13 protein-coding genes are annotated in these 18831 nt (G+C 42.4%); 2 read left to right on the top strand and 11 right to left on the bottom strand.

Features of this window, described 5'->3' with window-relative positions; translation table 11 throughout:
- Positions 1–59: 59 nt before the first annotated feature.
- The 6 genes from DESMER_RS09240 to DESMER_RS09215 all read right to left on the bottom strand — a co-directional run bounded on the left by DESMER_RS09240 (position 60) and on the right by DESMER_RS09215 (position 6908).
- Positions 60–383: a thioredoxin family protein gene (locus DESMER_RS09240; RefSeq protein WP_014902784.1), complete on the bottom strand. Its 324-nt coding sequence runs from the start codon at positions 381–383 to the stop codon at positions 60–62.
- A gap of 270 nt (positions 384–653) precedes the next feature.
- On the bottom strand, positions 654–2078 hold the full coding sequence (locus DESMER_RS09235) for an aryl-sulfate sulfotransferase (RefSeq protein ID WP_014902783.1): 1425 nt from the start codon (positions 2076–2078) through the stop codon (positions 654–656).
- Positions 2079–2196: 118 nt separating this feature from the next.
- Positions 2197–3642, bottom strand: coding sequence for an SLC13 family permease (locus tag DESMER_RS09230; protein ID WP_014902782.1), 1446 nt, complete (start codon positions 3640–3642; stop codon positions 2197–2199).
- A gap of 281 nt (positions 3643–3923) precedes the next feature.
- A complete protein-coding gene (locus DESMER_RS09225) occupies positions 3924–4847 on the bottom strand; it encodes a LysR family transcriptional regulator (RefSeq protein ID WP_014902781.1) in 924 nt (307 codons plus the stop codon).
- A complete protein-coding gene (locus tag DESMER_RS09220) occupies positions 4828–5781 on the bottom strand; it encodes a LysR family transcriptional regulator (protein WP_014902780.1) in 954 nt (317 codons plus the stop codon). Before DESMER_RS09220 ends, DESMER_RS09225 begins: the two co-directional genes overlap by 20 nt.
- 287 nt (positions 5782–6068) lie before the next feature.
- On the bottom strand, positions 6069–6908 hold the full coding sequence (locus DESMER_RS09215) for a pirin family protein (protein WP_014902779.1): 840 nt from the start codon (positions 6906–6908) through the stop codon (positions 6069–6071).
- 365 nt (positions 6909–7273) lie between these two features.
- Between DESMER_RS09215 and DESMER_RS09210 the strand changes: the two genes are divergently transcribed.
- Both DESMER_RS09210 and DESMER_RS22995 read left to right on the top strand, forming a co-directional pair.
- Positions 7274–8137 (top strand): DUF4085 family protein, encoded by an 864-nt coding sequence (locus DESMER_RS09210; protein WP_014902778.1) that lies wholly within the window; start codon positions 7274–7276, stop codon positions 8135–8137.
- A gap of 177 nt (positions 8138–8314) precedes the next feature.
- On the top strand, positions 8315–8476 hold the full coding sequence (locus tag DESMER_RS22995) for a DMT family transporter (RefSeq protein WP_282433072.1): 162 nt from the start codon (positions 8315–8317) through the stop codon (positions 8474–8476).
- Between the two features lie 166 nt (positions 8477–8642).
- Here DESMER_RS22995 and DESMER_RS09205 read toward each other — a convergent pair whose 3' ends face one another.
- The 5 genes from DESMER_RS09205 to DESMER_RS09185 form a co-directional block, all read right to left on the bottom strand.
- Positions 8643–10529 carry an aryl-sulfate sulfotransferase gene (locus tag DESMER_RS09205; RefSeq protein ID WP_014902777.1) on the bottom strand — a complete coding sequence of 629 codons (1887 nt, stop codon included), beginning with the start codon at positions 10527–10529 and terminating at the stop codon, positions 8643–8645.
- A 426-nt stretch (positions 10530–10955) separates the two neighbouring features.
- A complete protein-coding gene (locus DESMER_RS09200; protein ID WP_014902776.1) occupies positions 10956–15332 on the bottom strand; it encodes a coiled-coil domain-containing protein in 4377 nt (1458 codons plus the stop codon).
- Position 15333: 1 nt separating this feature from the next.
- Entirely contained in the window at positions 15334–16080 is a 747-nt protein-coding gene (locus DESMER_RS09195) for a DUF6063 family protein (RefSeq protein ID WP_014902775.1), read from the bottom strand.
- A complete protein-coding gene (locus DESMER_RS09190) occupies positions 16067–17632 on the bottom strand; it encodes a hypothetical protein (RefSeq protein WP_014902774.1) in 1566 nt (521 codons plus the stop codon). Before DESMER_RS09190 ends, DESMER_RS09195 begins: the two co-directional genes overlap by 14 nt.
- Positions 17625–18698: a Wadjet anti-phage system protein JetD domain-containing protein gene (locus DESMER_RS09185; protein WP_014902773.1), complete on the bottom strand. Its 1074-nt coding sequence runs from the start codon at positions 18696–18698 to the stop codon at positions 17625–17627. Before DESMER_RS09185 ends, DESMER_RS09190 begins: the two co-directional genes overlap by 8 nt.
- Positions 18699–18831: the final 133 nt, after the last annotated feature.

Genomic DNA, 18831 nt, shown 5'->3' with positions numbered 1-18831 from the left:
ACATTCCTTTTTTAAATCAGAATTACCCTGGGTACTTACCTGGGTTCAGCGCTGACCCCTTACTTCAGGATGTCGGCTATTTTTTCTTCAACTTGGTCATCCTCAACCTTACCGGCTTGCTTTCCCTGGTATTGACCGCCCTTAAAGTAGAGGATCTGGGGTACCCCTTTTAAAGAAAACCGTTGGAATAAGGCCTTATCTTCTTCAACGTCTACATAATAAAAACCGAACTTTTTCTCATATTGTGGCTGCAGCTGTTCTAAGACCGGAACAACTTCTTTACAAACGTGACAATCTTTCCTGGAGAAGATAACCAGACATGATTCGCCGTTATGATAGACAACTTCTTCAAAACCGGTAGCTTTTAATTGCTTTAAAGACATAATTAAACCCCTTTCAGTGCTTCTATCCTTTATTTTAGCTCCAAAACCCCTGCCCGGCATAATACAGGTTTTGTTATAGCTGATATGTGAAAAATACTATTCCTTATTGGTGACGACTTTCCTTATAAATGAAATTAATGTATTCGGAGGCCGGTATAGCTATAAAAAAATGAGGCCGTTGCTGACGATTTATTCAGTTCGTCAGCAACGACCTTTTACTACAACTCTGAAAAAGCCTCTTGGGTAGAGAGAGGGACGGTTCGCGAGCCCCTACTCTTTTTGCACACAGAAACCGGCAGATTCTCCATACCCCTTTGTTCCCGCCACTTCAACGGTTCTTTGGGGTTCCTTACCTTTGGCTCCCGGCAGTCTGTAGTCCTTATTGTCAATTCGCTCAATGGCTACTTCTTCAGGTTTTGCCAATTGGGGCACATAATCATAAGGATAACGGTAGGCACGGTAGATCATATTGATAGGAATCCCCCCCTCTGAGCCCCAATAGGGAGAAATATACTCCCAAACGACTTCATGCTCGCTGGTAACTTCAATTAAACGGCCATCGGAACCTTCCGTAATCAGGGTGTTGCCGTTAGGCAGCCTCTGGGCACTGCTGATAAAGGGGCTGTAGAAATGGGAGGCGTGGAAAGGCATACCATGCCCCATTTCCGCCGGGGAAAACTGCCAGACGATCTCCATGGTTGTAGGATCGATTTCTAAAACCCGGGAATAATCCCTGCGCACAGCTTTATTTCCTGTGGCGGTGATCTGGCTGGGGTTGTCATAGCCGGCCCAGCCGCCGTTGTCAAAGATCAGGATATTGCCTGCCCCAGGCAAACCGGCAGGGATCATGTGGGCGTGGTGCTGACCGATGATCACTCCGATCTTACGGATTTGTTCATTTTCATCATAATTAGGACCGAGTTTCCAGACGATCTTACCGGTTTCTTTGGCAATAATGGCGATGATATTGGTTTCCCGGCCGTCAATGATGATGTTATCCGGATGGAAGCGCTCGTCCCCGGCATCGTAGAATTTATTGGGACCGAGAGTGCTCATGCTGTTGACGTGCATCCAGTCTGCCCCGGCCGCTGTCATGTTCGGGTCTCTGAATAAGGCGCTTTTAGCGGCATTATTAAAGCCAAGTTCATCAAAATGCTCATTAAGGGCCCATTCCCAGACAATATTTCCTTGCCAGTCCACTTCGACAATCGTATCATCGTGGAGCTTTTTATCCGTAATCTTGTGATTGTATAAGTTGCGGTGACATAAAATCAAGGTGTTGCCGCTGTCAGTTTGGCATTCCATACCCGGTACATAGTAGCCGACGGGATTGCCTTCCCTCTGATAATCGTGATGCTGTCTGGCCATCCATTGAGGCTCTTCGCCCGGATCTTCGATGTACTCTAAACGGTCAAATTTCCAGACGATATTGCCGTCCCAATCTACTTGAACCAAATCAAGCTGATCCTGGAAACCACATAACATTGTTCGTTCTCCCAGACTGCCCATGACATAGCCGCCTTTTAACAGCTTGCTGGGGAAGCCTTGGAGATCCTTCCAGAAGCTGACTACACCGCCGTTCATATCGATTAAGGTTGCCCCATGCTCGTTCGCCGGGAAAATAGTATAACCGTTGAAACACTTTTCCGGATTATAAATTGTAACCCCTGTTGGATGGACTGATGGATGACCCATTGAAAAAACCTCCCTTAAAATTAATTTTTAACTAAACTTCATCTCCTGATTATGAGAAAGGGAATTCTTTCACCTAATCGAGAATAATGAGCAAGTTTCTGCTTCAGAATTGCATCGTTTAATAGAAGATACCCATGAAGAGGTAGCTGACGGCAAAGGCGATGACTGTGATGACCATAGCCGTGATCACACCGTACTGATAAATATCCTTGGTTCGGATCCACTTAGTATTCGGGAACAAGATCACCGAAGCGGCTGAGGCGACAGGGGTTAAGATGGCATTAGTACTAACCACCATAATCAGGTAAGAGATTTGTTCCGGATGGATGCCCAGCACTGAGGACATATTGATCACTACGGGCAAAAGCAGCGCCACAACCACCATGTTAATCATGAAGTTGGTCAGGACAAAGGTGATTATTGTGATAGCAATAACGAACACAAAGGGGGACAAACTGGTGAGCAGCGGGGTCAGATTCTGCTGAAGATAAGCGTTGATCCCCGTAGCCGGGTTCATTAAACAACCACCGATGGCTAAAATAATCACAGTCATAACCACCATGTTCCAGGGTACTCCCCCCCTGGCGAGAGCAGCAAAATCAAATATATTCTCACCGTCAACCTTGATCAGGGACAGAGCGGCAAAGACGAAGACAATAACTCCGACTACCCCCAGATTATTGAGCACCTGATAGATGAGCGTGGCTTTAGGCAATAAACTTGGGATAAGTAAGAGAGCAATAAAGACACTTAGAGCGAGAAAGGCTATTTTTTTCGACTTGGTCATGTCCAGATCTTTTGGGTCAATCATGGCCCCGGTTATTTCTTTGAGAGGAGTTATATCCAGCCCGAAAACATATTTACAGAGGACAAGATAAGCAAATATCGATAGGATACCCACCGGTACTGTATAAATAATATAGCGGATCATGTTGCCGGGTTCGCCCGCCAAATTGGCGTAAACTGCCAAGTTGACAATGGCATTGCTGCCCCAGGGCATGGCCGAAAGGCTGAGAGCTCCCATCATAGCGACCCCAAAGACCATCAAGGTTGGGAATTTATCCATAGGTTTTAGCTTAACAATCTTGGTAATGTTGTAGACAATTTCCCAAACTAAGAAAATGCCAATAAAGATGTTAACTAAACTGCATATAACATAAGCTGTCAGCATAATCATGAAAATCAAGCGCCAGGGATGTCCCTGGATAAACTTGCGGCTCATCAGCCAGGCAGCCAGGAATTGGCTTACCCCCACTTGTTCCAGAAACTTGATTAAAACAAAGGCCAGTACCATGAAATAGAAAGCATCCGAGCCCCAGCCCATGGCGATAAATTCCTTCATTGTAACCACACCCGTCAGCGGGAACATTATACAGCTCAGCAAGCTGGGCCAGACCTGGCCGGTTACCGTCCAGCCGTAAACCACTGCCAGAAAAACAAAAAACACTTTAACTCCTATGGGAGTAATTGGTTCCGGAGCAGGTAAAATCCAGCCTAAGCCAACAATTACAAGATATCCAAAGACTTTGAGTAATTCTTTGTTGCCATCCAATTCTTCTGCCATGTCAAAACCCTCCAGCTATTTAATTTTACCTGAGTGATTTAGCCTGATGACCTTCCTTCCTTTGCTTTAACTTGCAATTTAGTGACTTCCAATCATGATTGTGCACAATTGCGCAAAAACGATAAGCAAAACTAATAGTTAGCTTTATCATTTTTTATTGTAGATTAAAATGAGTAAATTGAATAATATAGGTTTTCTTATAGTTAATATGTCAAAAAAAATATACTTCCAGGTATTCATCCTGGGAGTATATTTAGACATAAGATAAGCTCAAAGATTAGTTACAACTGATCTGCAATCAACTCTTTGACAATTGCCATTAATTCCCGTTCGATAAAGGATAAGGATTCCCTGTTGGAGTAGAGGATATAAATATTGGCTTGTTCGTTTAACTCTATGCCTTTAATAGGAATAACCTTGATTCTCCCGCTTTTTACGTAGAGATCATTAACTGCCAGGGTCTCCGGAAAAATCGAAAAACCAAAGTCATCGCTGATCAGTTTCTTTAACAGTTCAATATCTCTGACGACTACCGGTTTGTAGAGTGAACGTTCCAGGTCTTTGGACATCCTGGCGTAGTTTTCTTTGTAAGAAATCATCCGTATGTTCTTCAGCTCAGCAGCACTGACCCATTCCCGCTCAGCCAAAGGATTATTGCTGCTGATAAAAAGGGAAAGTTTTAAATGCTCTCCACCGGGAACCTTTTCCCAGGCAATGTTTTTCTCCTTGAGCTGGTTAAAGAAATTGTATTCCATACCATTCCCGAAGCTGACGATGCCTATGGAATAGATGCCTTTATCCATCAAATCGACTATTTCATAATAAGTCGTCTCATGAATATGCAGGTTTACATTAGGGTAGAGTTCTCGGAACTGCCTGAGGAGTCCCGGCACTATAACATTGGCAAAGGCAGCCGGTAGTGCCATCTGCAGATTCCTGATAGAGACATTAGTCTCCTCCATGATTCCAATGATCTTGTCACTTAAGTTGAGAATATTTTCTGCCAGCTTTAATATCTCTTTCCCTTGTTCCGTGGCGGCAACTCCAGCTTTGCTTCGTTCAAATATTTTCAGACCCAGTTCCTCTTCCAGGTTATTGACAGATATACTTAAGGAAGGCTGGCTGATAAACAGGTCGCTGGCCGCTTTGGAGATGGATTGCTGCTCCTGAATCTTAACAATTTGTTTAAACTGTTCTATGCGCATGATAGGCCAGGCTCCTTAGTATATTTTCTCGAGTTATCTCAATAATCATTCTAATCAGCTGCTTGGTTAAAGGGGATAAGTGGCCGGCCCGGTAATAGAGGAGATACATGGTCATTTTTACCTGGTCCGTAACCTTTTCTATCCCTCGTATTTTAATTAATCCCTGCTGGAAATAAATATCATTAAATGAAAAGCAACGCGGAAAAATAGCAATTCCTTCATTGGCAGCAATGACTGATTTTAAAACTTCACGGTTATAAACAATAATGGATGGCTTCTTGGGTTTTATCCCAAACATTCTTAAATAGCTTTCCGTGAAGCCGTTATAATCCACAAAGGTCATATCTTCAAGATCCCTTAAGGTGATGACCTCTTTTTGGGATAAAGGATGCCTGTCCCCGACCATTAAGCCAAAATAGTCCTTCAACACGTCATGATAGGCAATATTTTGAGCATCGAGGAGCTGCTTCCTGGTCTCATCCTGTTCATCGGGCCAGCCGGTAACCCCCAAGGCGCAAGTCCCGTTTGCCACGTTCTCAATCACTGAGAGAGGCATATCTTCGGTAATCATCAGGTTGGCATTGTGATACATATTATAAAAGCGTTTAACGAGTTGAGAAGCAAAGGCATTAAAAACAGCGGGTTCAAGTGTCAAGCTCAAATTCCCCGCCAGGTCTCCTTCCCTGCTGCCGATGGTTTTCATTTCTTCCACATTATTGATGATTTCCCGAGCTAATTTCAAAACTTCTTTTCCTTGAGCGGTAGGAATAAGACCCTCTTTATTGCGCCGGAAAATTTTATAACCCAGCTCCGTTTCCAGTGTCTTAACCGAGTGACTGAGCTGGGGCTGGCTCATAAAGAAGGTTTTAGCCGCTTTAGATATGGATTTTTTGTTGTCAATTTCTATAACATGCTGGAGCTGTTCTATGCGCATTGCCCACCTCAAACATTTCTATTGAATTTTTTGTGTTATTGATTGCAAAATTCTTTTGTATCTGTACCCATTATAAGTCAGATTACAATTGAAGTCAGCCATCCTATTTAATTTTCACTTGTCTGCTATTTATGATAGAGTTCTCGCTTATACTATGGAATTAAACAAAGCTTGTTGGCTTCTGCTAATTACTCGCTGTTGTTAAACGGACAGAGGTGTTTGTTAAAACGGCAAGTACATTAAATACCCTGCCGGATGTTTACCCGGCAGGGTTATCAATTACACTGTCAGTAAGAGATTTTATTTTGGATAAATGTGCCTTTTCTTAATTCAGCGAACGCTGCATTTAATTCTTCTTTTGTGTTCATTACGATAGGACCGCCCCAAGCCACCGGTTCAGCCAGTCGCTTTGAACTTATAAATAAAACTTGGGCTTTTTCATCTGTAGCCTTGATCTCTACCTCATCTCCAGCAGTAAGCTTTACTGCCGTCTTTTCCTTTACCAGAGCACCTCCGATATAGGCGTCCCCTAAAAGAGTAAACACCATGACAGAGCGCTCACTTTCTGTATTCAAAACAATCGCTGCATTGGAGTTGAGGTGCAAATCGTAATAGTTAAGCGGAAGATATTTGCCCATATATCCTTTTCTTCCCTCAAATTCGCCCGCCAACAATCTAAGCTTGCCCCAAGCAAACTTGATTTCCTCAATTTCGGAGTTTTTAATACAGTGATAAGCTGGCGGTGCCATTTTGTTCTTAGCGGGAAGGTTCAGCCAAAGCTGCACACCAAGCATCCGCTTGGCAGCCGGCAATTTTTCTTCATGCATAATCCCGGAACCCGCTGTCATCCATTGGACTTCTCCATCACCTATTGTATCCTCATTTCCTAAGCTGTCCTTATGAGTCATAAATCCACGGTACACATAACTAATTGTTTCAATACCTCTGTGGGGATGCATTGGAAATCCCGCTGTGTAGTCCTCCGGATTTGTGCTGTCAAAGGAATCGAGCATCAAAATCGGATCATATTCCTGAACCGTCCCGTTTCCCAATACCCTGACCAAACTCACTCCGGCTCCGTCCTTTGTTCTATAACCTCTAACCTGTTGACTGACTTTTCTTTTCATTTGTTTTCCTCCCTAGAATAATCAAGCCCAGCCTGTACCTTCTCTATTTCTGTTTTGATATGGGCATATTACAGTTAATCCTCTCATAAATTCCAACTTATATACATTCTAGAATAGTCTTTGCAAATTGTTAAGAGTCCACACATTTTATCACTGATTGCTGTACCAGATTCCCAGGGATTCTCCCCTTGCCATAGTGCTGCCACCTTGCGTGGACTAATCAAATTGTAGTTTCTTAATCCATCAGTAGTAGAATTGAGACTTTAGAAGGATATTTTGGAACACCATCGAACTAAATGTAATATGGAATTTATCAAAGTAATTGCGGCTAACTGCCGCACATGTATTTGCCGAGAGGAGTTCATATGAAGTATCTTACAAAGGAATGGTACGAGTTGTGCCAGCGTACAGGGCTGCATTTTGGCATGAGCGTACACAACGGCGCAGCTGTTTATGACGAAGCACTCTATTTGGAGCTCTATAAAAGAAAAGAGCAAGAATTCATCAAAAGTCGGCGCGAAGTTTACGATGTTGACCCTCGTTTTATGTTGAAGCAAGACGGGTGCACCCTCGTGCCGGCTGCTAAATTTATGAACGGAGAAGGGATTAAAGAAGAAGATAAAATTGTTCACGTTATGCCGCCCGAAGAAAAAGAGCGCATCCAACAGCTGATAGCGGATTACGATGCCCGCCCGTCCTTCGACATGCGTCAATGCCAGGAGGAATTTCCCATTTTCCAGGAGACATTCCGAAAAGAAACCTCCCACCGGCTTCCCCGCGAGCTTTTGGAGCAAATAGCCGATATGCGGGTGTTCTCCCTGGGTTATTGCACTAAAGACATTCTGCAGCAATTAAAAAGCCTGAGTGAAGAAAACAGAATGACTGTACAGCGGGTTTCAAACGAGTATTCCAAGGCCCAGCAGGTGGAGGACATCCCTCAAATCATCCGGGAAAGATTCGCTTTTCACGATTGCTTGGTAACAGCGTTTAGCGTTGATCAAGATGTTATCATGTATCTCGACACGCAGGGCGGATTCACGGATTATAACAGGATTACCTTTACCGCCGCTGAAATGATCAGGCGGGAAGAGCCTATTATAGGGAGCACTTGGCTTTATCAGGAGCTGTATCGCAGGGAAAAGGGTTATGAAGCCCATATGCTGTTTGGCAGGGAAGGTATGCCTGAGCTGATTATCCGCTGTCAGGATATCATTGTTGAGAAAGTATGAAGAGAATTAGTCGTTATTAAGGCCCTGTTCCGCATTTATCAACCTTCCATCCGTCACTATCTTCATATAAGTAAAAAAAGTTCACATCTGCAAAATCACCTATAACTCCCCAAACACGATACAGTCTTCCATACTTTGGATATGGATCGATAAAATCCGACTCATTCACTCATTCCTTTGAGTATAGCCTACGCGATTTGGGCCGGGGTAGGAACTGCGTTAACGGCCGTGATCGGCATTCTCTATTGGAAAGAACAACTCAATCTCTATAACGGCTTAGGTATCGTGTTAATTATTATCGGCGTTGCCCTACTTAATTTGAAGGGTACGACACATTAATATTGGACAAAGAAGGGAAAAGGCAACTGCCGGCAGGGTCAAAGCTGCCGACAGTTGCCTTCACTAATATATGATTTTTTCCTGCCAAGCAAAAGGCATCCTGGCAACTCAGCTGATTTAAGACTTTCCCTGCACTGACCGCACAACAACGGCCACCCTCCAAACCCTAGGCGGAGATCGTTACGCCGGTTTCGTAAAGTTTTTCTTCGGCAACCAGCATAACTTGATAGTTTCCGGATAGACCGGTTTTATTGATGAATACGTCAACATTGCGAGGATCAGCCTTTTGGAAAGTACCTACACACATAGCCTGGAAATTCTGAGCGACGGTATTTATAGGATAACGTCTTACCTCACCCGCCTCATCTACTAAGAGCAATTGGGCCATTTCGCCGGTTTCAAAAATGGCGTTAAAGGTCAGGCGGTCCTCTTCCTCGATGATGGATGCCTCATAATGTTCGGGTACTAATTCACCGGTTTCTTGAGCTTTGATCTTCATTTTCGTAGTTTCGGTCTCAATTAAATTGCCGAGAAGTTTTCCGGCACCTAATTCAGCGGTCTCATGAGCATAGTAAAGGGGCAGCTTTTCTGCACGATAGCAATTGGCGGGTACCTGTAATTCATACATCAGGACATCATCTTTAAGTTCACAGGTGATGGAGTTGAAGGTAATACTATCCTTAAATTCCGGCTGCATGACTTTCATTACGGCCATTCCCTCGCAGGTCTCACCATTCTCGTAGCCGATGCCTCCGGAATGAACCATGTAATGTCCTTCATTATAGTACTCGACATTACAGATATAAGGAGAGAAGAATTCAGCCCCCCGCTCTTTACCGTATTGCCAAATTTGTTGGATGGTCATTTTCTCCGTATCAAGGCGATAGCGGACGCCACGGGAGAAGTTTTTGCTGTTGGCCAAGTAGTTCTTCTTATTCTTTGCTCTGAAATGGCCGTTGTCAAAAAGCATAATATCCCCATCCGGCAAAACAACACTGGCATGCTGTTCATATTGCCAGTCAAACTCTCCATCGCCAACGGGGGTAAAGAAATACTTATCAACCATTTCCTGAGGCCAGCCCTCTGGGTCACCAAGGATCCAATTCAACTTTCCGGTTTCAAAATCAAGGTTAATCACGGCGTCCTGATGACGTCCGGAGAACGTCAGGCTGTGGGTTTTCTTATCATACCAGACGGCATTATTATGGAACCAGTCATGCTCGTCCTGGCTGCCCGATCCCGCCACATTCTGAGGCAGGACGTTTTTGTAATCCCAAGACTTTAAGACTTCCCCTGTGTTAGGATCGATGAGTAAGCACATGTCTTCAACGGTCCCGGAATAAAAATCAAAGGACAGCACTAAGATATTGCCATCTTCCATAACAAATTGGTCGTGGTGATAACCACTGGGTGTACGGTATTCTTTAAAGATCTTACCGCTAAAGGCCATTTCGTAAAGTCCGGTTGTAAAATAAGGCATTTTAACCAAGCGCTCAGTGCCAATTAAAATATGTCCATTAGGTATACGCTTCAGATCGAAGGCAAAATTCTCATTAGAATACCAGCGAACATCCCCTGCATAGTCATAGCCTACAGGCATCGATCGCATAGCAGCTGTCAGGAACATCAGATTATGTCCCATATACTCAGGTGTTGTCTTAATCGAGGTTGGTAAGGGTACATCGGGGTGGATAGGAGCTGTTTGAATATGAATTGTGTTTTTCTGACCATTGGCCATGACAATTTCAACGGTATTTTCATAATCAGCATAAAGGCCATACACAGGCAGGATATGCTTAGTGCCGGCAGGGAAGGTATGGCGAATATCTCCAGGGTGTTCTTTTCCTTTAACAACGATAGTCGCTTCCGTCATGACCGGAGTTTCAAATAAGACCATAGCCGTTAAAGGACAAACCCCATAGGGATTTAATTTAACCAGAGGGTTAGCAATGGTATAAGTGCCTGCTGCGAATTCCGCCAGCATTGCTTGCTCTAGGCTGTTTTGTTTTGTGATAATATGCGCAATCTGTTCGTGTTTAATCTGCTTTGTCATGTTTTAACTCCTTTCAAACTTAAGCTAATACGCGGTTCCACTTCCCCTTGATGAGCGGAAGACCTACAATTGGATCACAACTGTGCATTTTATCTGCTATTACAATAGTAGCCTAAAACTACTCACAAGATGTAATATAGGTTTTGTAATAGCTGATATGCGAAAAATACTATTTTACTTCTTGATAGCGGGTGTCGGATGGTTGGGAGCCAGCTCCCGGGCTTGTACCAAGAATCTTACGCGCGTAAGATTCTTGGTACAAGCAATGAGCTTTGGGCCTCTCTCCAAGGCTAAGTGCTCAACTAAAAGAAGAGACTTCCGGCGGCATCCCAGCTGACGGCAGTCTCCTTCTGCATATTTGAATGTTTGGCAAACTACGAAACATGATTGACCTCAGACCAAGCCGAGCTCTATTGACCAATCTCTTTAATAAAAGGTTTCTTGTACATAGTTTAGTCTTTCAAAGTCCATTTGTTGCATGTCAACCTCGGTTTTAACTTCTTTAACGATTATTTTCTTCCTGTTGGCCGCTATTTCTTCTCCCAGGATATAGTTAATGTCAAAACCGGAGACAATTCGGCTGTTGATCTGATGCGCGAAAGCAATTAACTGAACATTGTTTTCTTTAAGTATTTTAAAGATGGGATCCCAAAGATAAGGTGAGGCAAACGTTGCAAAAGGATTATCCAGAAAGAGAACTTTGCTCGATTTCCCAAAATCGGCCTGGTTTCCAATAAGCCGGATAAATGAAATCAAAGAAATCAAAAAGACAATATATAAGGAGGATTTTTGACCGGTTGAACCTACGGCATTCTTCCACTCGAGATACCGGGATTCTTCTGAGTCCGCTTCCACTTTAAAAAGTTTAACCTTCGCCCGGTCCAGATCCGTAATCCGATCGACAAGATATTTAGCCGCTAATTTCTGGCTTAAAGCTTTGATCTCAAACTCCTGCTGCGCAAGGGTTGTGATATATTCACCCATTCTCCCCCGCTTGTCCTCTTCGGAAAAATCTTTAAACTCAATTTTCACCATGTTCTCAAGCTGGCCATTGATTTGAATAGCGGGCAGGGTATTGATTTTCTTTAACTCAAGGATAATTTCCTCTGCTCTTTGCAAACACAGATTAACATGGTTTTCCTTATACCCCTTCAAGGTGCTTATCTCTTCATCAATTTCGCTGATTTTATCACTGATAATCCCAACACAATAATCGATTTCCTCAAGTTGTTTCTCTGACTCCGACAGTTTTCCGGGAAACCTGAACTTTTGGAGGGGCTCGGCATATTGGACTGACATATTTTTGGCATCTTCAATAAATATCTTAATCTTGGTAATGAGCAGATCGCCATGGCGTTTAATGCGATCTTTATTGCCAATATACTGACCGTTCAGTTCTTCAAAATCCAAAATCTCAGAGGCTATTTCATCGGTTACGATTCCAAATTCCCTAATTGGTACAGAGAATTTGAAGAATTCTTGCTGATGGCGATTCTTTTTTTCTATAGCCAAGTTTTGCTTTGTTACACACTCTTTTTTTCGAATTTCATTCCCATCAATGGCATTTTGAGTTTCTTTGATTTTTAGATCAATCTCTTCTTCTAGGCCCAGAGACTCATCCGGTTCAAACGCTCGGCGGTAGGATGCATAAATTCTCTCCATTTTTTCATTGATTGAGGTCTCAAGCGCAATGCTTTTCTTTTCCAGTTCCTTTTGAGATTTATCCTGTTTCTTTAACTCCCTGTTAAGATCATCTTTTTGTTTTTTGAGCAAAGCCATAGATTCGTTACTGATCCGCTTAACAGGATGGCCGGCATCTTCAAGCCCACGAAAATAGCCGGCTTCAAAGCCAAAATTTCGAAGCGTATCTTCAAAGTTTTCTTTTCTGCCCCGGCAAATCTTTAATTTTTTTTCGATAGTTTCCCTCTGCTGAACCATTCCGCTTTTTCTGGCATTTAGGCTTTCAAATCTGCTTTTGGCCTGCTCATATCCGTAATCCAGGAAAATTCCAGACTCAAAATGCGCCAAAGATTTCTGCTCCAAACTCGACAAAGTCCACTGAAGATGTATATCCTGCAGTGCCTGCCTGCTCGTTTCTATTTTGGCGGCAATTTCATTTATCTCATGATCTTTCCATTCTATATCCTGATTAATGTCTGACAACCGGTCTCGTAAAGATTTAATATCCTTCTGGAGTAAGGAAGCCTGTTCATCTTTTTCTTGATAAGTTTCCAATCGCCGGATCACTTTCAAAAGATGGTCCAGATCGGCTTCCAACTTCTTTTCGGTTCTCTGTTCTCTTCCAAGCAGCCTTTCTTGGTCTTTCATCCGCCATGAGTTCTCTTTGATCGAAGCCTCAACCCGCTCCTTTTCCTCTTCTTTTGCTGTTAATATAGTTTCAAGTTCCTCTTTTTGATTCAACAGAGGAATATAGGTTTCTAAAAACTTCAGGCTAGCCTTAAGAATGGAAATATCACCGACGATTGTTTTTAATTCTTGTTCCAATTTAGCCTGTTCCTGGGCTAAAGAATGGGTATAAGCTGTAAATTTGCTTTTATCCGTGTAGAGTTCGGTCCGCCCGGAACTAAAAATCATGTTTCCATTTGGTGAGACCTGTCCTTTTCTTACAGCATCAAGGTTTTGGATAGGGATAGCATAATCTCCGAATCTCTCACCATAGGTTGCGAGGTTTGTCTTAAGCTTTTCAAATACCTTATTCGTGACTAATACCGAATAAGGAAGCAGCGGATTTTGCTGCAAAAGTTCTTCTTTATCTTCCACATCACTCAGCCATTCGGCTCCCAGAAAGGCATCTCCCAATTTAGCCTTTACATACTCCTGTAAACGAATCACTTCCTGGTTGGGAACATAGTAACCTTTCTCCGCTAACAAGTGCTGTTTTTGAGCCGTTATTTCTATTTGCGCTTTCAAATCATATTTTCGACTTTCCAATTCTGCCTTGTTTCTTTCAAGAAGAGGCTGAAGATCCGGAGGCTCTCCTTTAAAACTATGCGTCAGCGCTATTCCTTGATACGCTGAGGTTTTTTGGATAATCTCGTCAAATTTCTTCTGAAAAGGGACTATTTCAAGATCAATCATTGCGACTTGGTGCTTTGATTCTGTCAAAAGGTCTTTGATTTTTTCCAGCTCCAGGTTAAAATCACTGATATTGTCCGCAGCTGTTGTTAGTGCAAACTGGCAGTCCGTGATTTCCCCAGATAGTTTGCGGATTCCTTCCGAAGGCTGCAATAATTGACTTATCCGGCCGCTTTCGTTAAGAAAGGCCGTTATTTTGGCCAGCTCTTTATTTATGTCTTCCAACTGCGACTCCTTATTCTCGATATCACTGCTTATTTTGGCTCGTGATTCTGCAAGACCCCCTTTCTCATCCCGTAAGCCCTTTTCTTTTTTTAGCAGAGAACTCAATTGATGGTTTTCGTCCTCTAGGTTCAGGCTAAAGGCCTGGATTTGTTTTTCAACTTCTCTTTTATAGTTATAGCCGGCACTATTCCACTCCTGATCGATTTCCTCCCCAGATTTCGTTAAGTTTTCCAGATCAGTTTCCGCGACTGCAATGTCACTTTCCACATCTTTGTAATCACAATAACTATTCTGAGCCATTGACTCGTTTATTTTCTGTTCCGCATCTTCGATCTTTCTCTTGAAATCTTCTATAACGTCAAGAAGCAAACTGATCTCAAAATCCACCTTTTCTTTTGCCAATCCTTTGGCCTGCACTTCCAAGCAGTCTTTTTTATAATAAAGCGCTTGTAGTTTTTGGTCAGTTTCGGAAATATCCAGGCCAATAAGGGAGGCCTCCAATTCCAGTTCATCAATAACACTGTTGATCTTATTGGCTACCATCACAAACTGTTTTTGCAGCGCTTCATAATCCGCAAAGTCCTGGCTTAAGGTCTTAGTCAGATCTTTTACTTGTTCATAATAACCCCGAATCTTTTTAAAGTCGTTGATTTGCAGTTTGTCTTTATGCAGTCGTTCTAAATTTTCCCGGATTTCTATCAGCCCTTTGGCCAGCAGCATGCCGGAGGTTTGAGAATCCCTAACATTTTGAAGGGTATTGTGTTCCATATTTTCGATAAACATAATGAGCAGGTTTTCGATCAGTTTTCTCGAGGTATTGTTGGAACGGAAATATCGGGCTACAAAATTTTCATCCTGATTCAGGTCCATGATCATTTTCCACTCGGCTTCATAAATGCCATAGTGGCGCAGGAATCTTTTGTAGTCCTTTGTTTTTCTCATGGGGTAAATGTCGATGTTTTTGGTTTTCTGTTTTTCTTCCAGTAGATCTCTGAGAGAATCAAAGCCGATATAGGTGGTTTTATTCTCTGCTTCCCTGACAAGTTCAATGTTATTAATATCAAATTCATTCGGATTATTGTAAAGGTGATAGTAATTAAAATAATCCACACCAACGATATCACTGCTGGGATCTTCATGATCTGCAGAATTACCGCTAGTGTCTTTGGTCGCCCGGATGCAAAAACCGGTCAGAAGATATTTATAAGCGCTTCCTTCATCAAGGACCCATTCAATCAGGGAGTGAGAAGTGTGGTTGGAACCGGTATTGATAAATATATTGCGCAAGGGCTGTTCTTTGTCGAGGGTTGAGCCTGGGCGGGTCGGTTGCAGAAGCATCAGCAGCAATACCGATTTTCCGCCGCCGTTATATAAATCATAGGTCCCTGACTTTCCGAAATAACTTAACCTGAAGTCTTTAAAATGAGACCTGTTCCCGTTGAACGCAACATTGACGACCCTCATTCTGTTAATCTGTGTCATCTTATTCCCCTTCCCTATTGACCAGTCCCAGGTTTTCAACGAAGGTTAATAATTTGGATTTGTTCTCTTTATCTTCAAAGAAGTTATAGATGATCCCCTTAAAGCGGTTGGTTGGCACGATCAGGCCCTGCTCATCAACTACTTTGATGAGCTTATGACCCTGGAGAAAATTACAGACTCCATGGACAAATCCCATTTTAGTGGTGGAAGCGAGATTGCTGATTTCCCCGAACCTGGTCTGTTTGGCAAAAGACTTGTTCTCCCAAAGTTTGGCAATATCGGCAAAGTTAAAAGAATACTCCGAGCTGACAGCCTCTAAATTTTCCACTTCAACCAGGGCGTCTAATTTTTGGGTTGTGGATTCCACAATTTCGGTCATATTGACGTATCCTCTGTTGGTGTCCGCGCCGGATTGTTTGTAAAATAAGGTAATGACGACCAGAATAATGAAATAGGCCATAAAAAGTTCCGAATTCCGCGTCACATAAGGAAGCGCTTTTCTTAAGTCTTCATGGGTATAGCCAAATAATTTATTGTTTATCCCGGGTGTCAGGAATATTTTTTCGTTGTAGCTATAGATATCTAGCTCCAGTTTTTCGGCCACTAAATTCAGAATTTCTTCAACTTCGCTGTTATAAAGATAATCCTCATACAAATCCCTGTCGTCTTCCCTGCTGATTTCCTGCTTGGTCAGCAAGGTTTTGAGCAGTTCCAGGGCCTTTTCGAGCGTCGCTTTATTCGTAATCATTGCTTACACCTCTAAACAGCAGATTCGTGACCTTGATGCCATATCCCAACTCAATATCATTCTCAGGCTCGGGCAGGATCCGGATCTCTGCCAAGCTTCGGGGGGCAAGTTGACTCAGCAGGGATTCTAGGTAAGCGTTGTCAAACTTCTCCTCAATGGTTTCGCTTTTAGACTTAAGCCTGACAGCATTTAAATTAATGACGCGTTCTTTTCCTTGTTTTTCGAACTGGTTAAGCTGAATGATAAAAGATATAAAGTCCGCGTTTTTCACAGCTTCCGGTCCCTGAATTTCATGCAGGTTTAACGCCCAGTCGTTTAAATCGAAGTGAGAGGTTTCTGCAAGAAGGTTCAGAAGCGACATCACATAGAACGTAAAGTTGCTTCCTACTCTCGCATTGACCACATCATCAAATTTTTCTGTATAGGGTTTTTCTTCAAGGTCTTCGATTTCATCATCAGCGTCCTCTGTGGCGGCTGTAACTTTCTGAGAGGCAAAAACTTTGAGGATATTAAATGTTTTTTTTACATTGGGCATAAGCAGCGGTTCAAAAAAGAACTTCAGCCCTTCAGGATTAGTGTTTTGGGAGATCAGCTTTTCCAGTTCTTGCTCAAAGCCAAAGCGGACTGAAAAGGCGGAGTTCAGACGCATTAAACGGATTCTTTCCTTTTCGCGTGGAAGGCTTGCAGCTTCGTTAAGCAATGTTTTATGAAGAAATACGGTTTCTTTCATTTCCTGGTCAATTTTCGTCAGTGTTGTCAGGGAATCCTCATCTTTTCTGGTCAGCATTTTTTTGTTTATTTTATCCAGATACTCTTCCCGAACTTTCGTTAACAGCTCACTGACATCATTAAAAAGCGCCGCTTCCTCATCAAACAAAAGACTGACTTCGTTATGATACTTCCTGTACTTCTCGCTCTCTTCCCCTTGGCCATATAAAAGCAGATCCAACAGTTCATTCTTTTGGTCAAGGCGGCGATGGACGCGGATTTTAAGTTCTCTGACCGTCTCAAGCGCATTACCGAACGAGCCGCTTCTGATTTGCGCTCGGAAGATCAATAGACTGGTGGTTACCTGGCTTTCATCAATAAACTCTTTGGTCTTTAAATAGAAATCTAATCCCTCATTGGTGATATAGTAATAAATTTTATCCGCTTTTTCATCCAGTTTCATATCGATTAACTTAGTTTTCTTTTCTCGTTCACTTTTATATTTAAGGCTATAAAACTTCAGATCAAATCCCGAGCCTTTGTTTTGCATTTTTTCTAAGAGGTAATAGGTCAAGTCCCGGGCATCGTCAAGGCTTAGCTCAGCATCCATGGTTTCAGCGATAAGTTTCCTGTAAAAATCAATAATACTGCTAACATCAATTTTTTTCAGAGCCAGTTTTCCTTCATAGAATAAAAAAGTGAGTAACCCGAAAACCATTACATAAGGATCATAAGGACATTTGTCCTTGCTGATCGAATTTGCAATTGCAAAAAAGGCGTTATAGCTCTTAATATTATCGATTCGGGTATCCAGATCTTTGAGATGCTCCATCAGATCAAACATAGGCATACTCCTGAATCAAACCGGCGAGAGATAACCCTTCCTGGGGGATATAGAGACCTTTATCCAAAACATTCCGAATTCTGTCCCTGTAAAGAGACGAAAAATGGTCACAAAAGTCTTTGGCATCCTCTTTTCTGTAAGCCTGTGCTTTAGGCGTCCTATTCAATATTCTATCAAAAGTATGATTGACCAGCTTCTCGTAGCCTGAAATAAAGGGTTTGATATTAAGCCGTGGATAAGCTTCCCTTAAATTAAAGTAGATATGGACCCCCTCTCGGTCAATGTCGCCAAAATACCAAAGGTAATCTAAATCAATCTTTAAAAATTCCAGATAGCGCAAGCTGCTGATAATTTTTTTACCCTCACCGTAAATCAAAAAATCAATATCTAAGGATACCGCGTGGTTAGACAACAACTGGACGAATGACCAGTATGTGTCTTTATTTTCGATAATCAGTCCGGTTTTTCTTGTCTGGTTGGTTTGTGAAAAAAGATGATAAATAAAGGGCTCATAGGCATAGTAACAATTCAAATCGGCGTAAGTAAGACCTAAGTTTCTTAATATTGCTTCCCCATGCGATTCATCTGTTCCTTTAAAGAACTTTTCGTCATTAAAAAGCTGATAAGATAGTTCATTAATGCTTAATAGAGGTTTCTCTTCTTGATGAAGATAATCCCCAAGGATTTGAATATACTGTTTATCTTGAAGATACTGTTTGGGGTTAGAGAGATAATACTCTAAACTGAAAGCACGATTTAACTTGAGAATTTCCTTTTTTAACCCAGTTGAATCTTCATCATCCTCTTTGCAAATTCTGTATTTCAGTGCCAAAGGAGGCTGCTCGACCGTAGTTTTACGGGGGCTCATCTTTTTGAGGATATCTTCATTAATTAACCGGTTAATGGCATCATACAATTCCCTGTACCCATCCGGTTGATCTATTTTTATTTTAAACTCCGGATGATTCTGTTTAATGAAACTGATCATATCTTCAAGTTTCATTACCGCTTTTCCGCTGCGCTGTTCGCTTTTCACGTAACCTAATAGTATTGGATAAATCTGCACCGATTTCACCCCTTTGCTTATCAAACTCAGAGAAGGTCTGATCCTCTTGGTCCATGGAACATCTTATGTACCGGAGTCCCCTGGGTCAGGCCCCAGGGTTTGCTTGATAAACTTGTCAAAATCCGATTCAAAT

Source organism: Desulfosporosinus meridiei DSM 13257 (assembly GCF_000231385.2).
Classification (GTDB): Bacteria; Bacillota; Desulfitobacteriia; order Desulfitobacteriales; family Desulfitobacteriaceae; genus Desulfosporosinus; species Desulfosporosinus meridiei.
This window is presented reverse-complemented; position numbering and strand designations above follow the sequence as displayed.

Excerpts from the sequence above, each read along its gene's own strand:
- DESMER_RS09240 (WP_014902784.1), bottom strand. The coding sequence starts at position 383 with ATGTCTTTAAAGCAATTAAAAGCTACCGGTTTTGAAGAAGTTGTCTAT.
- DESMER_RS09235 (WP_014902783.1), bottom strand. The coding sequence starts at position 2,078 with ATGGGTCATCCATCAGTCCATCCAACAGGGGTTACAATTTATAATCCG.
- DESMER_RS09230 (WP_014902782.1), bottom strand. The coding sequence starts at position 3,642 with ATGGCAGAAGAATTGGATGGCAACAAAGAATTACTCAAAGTCTTTGGA.
- DESMER_RS09225 (WP_014902781.1), bottom strand. The coding sequence starts at position 4,847 with ATGCGCATAGAACAGTTTAAACAAATTGTTAAGATTCAGGAGCAGCAA.
- DESMER_RS09220 (WP_014902780.1), bottom strand. The coding sequence starts at position 5,781 with ATGCGCATAGAACAGCTCCAGCATGTTATAGAAATTGACAACAAAAAA.
- DESMER_RS09215 (WP_014902779.1), bottom strand. The coding sequence starts at position 6,908 with ATGAAAAGAAAAGTCAGTCAACAGGTTAGAGGTTATAGAACAAAGGAC.
- DESMER_RS09210 (WP_014902778.1), top strand. The coding sequence starts at position 7,274 with ATGAAGTATCTTACAAAGGAATGGTACGAGTTGTGCCAGCGTACAGGG.
- DESMER_RS09205 (WP_014902777.1), bottom strand. The coding sequence starts at position 10,529 with ATGACAAAGCAGATTAAACACGAACAGATTGCGCATATTATCACAAAA.
- DESMER_RS09200 (WP_014902776.1), bottom strand. The coding sequence starts at position 15,332 with ATGACACAGATTAACAGAATGAGGGTCGTCAATGTTGCGTTCAACGGG.
- DESMER_RS09195 (WP_014902775.1), bottom strand. The coding sequence starts at position 16,080 with ATGATTACGAATAAAGCGACGCTCGAAAAGGCCCTGGAACTGCTCAAA.
- DESMER_RS09190 (WP_014902774.1), bottom strand. The coding sequence starts at position 17,632 with ATGTTTGATCTGATGGAGCATCTCAAAGATCTGGATACCCGAATCGAT.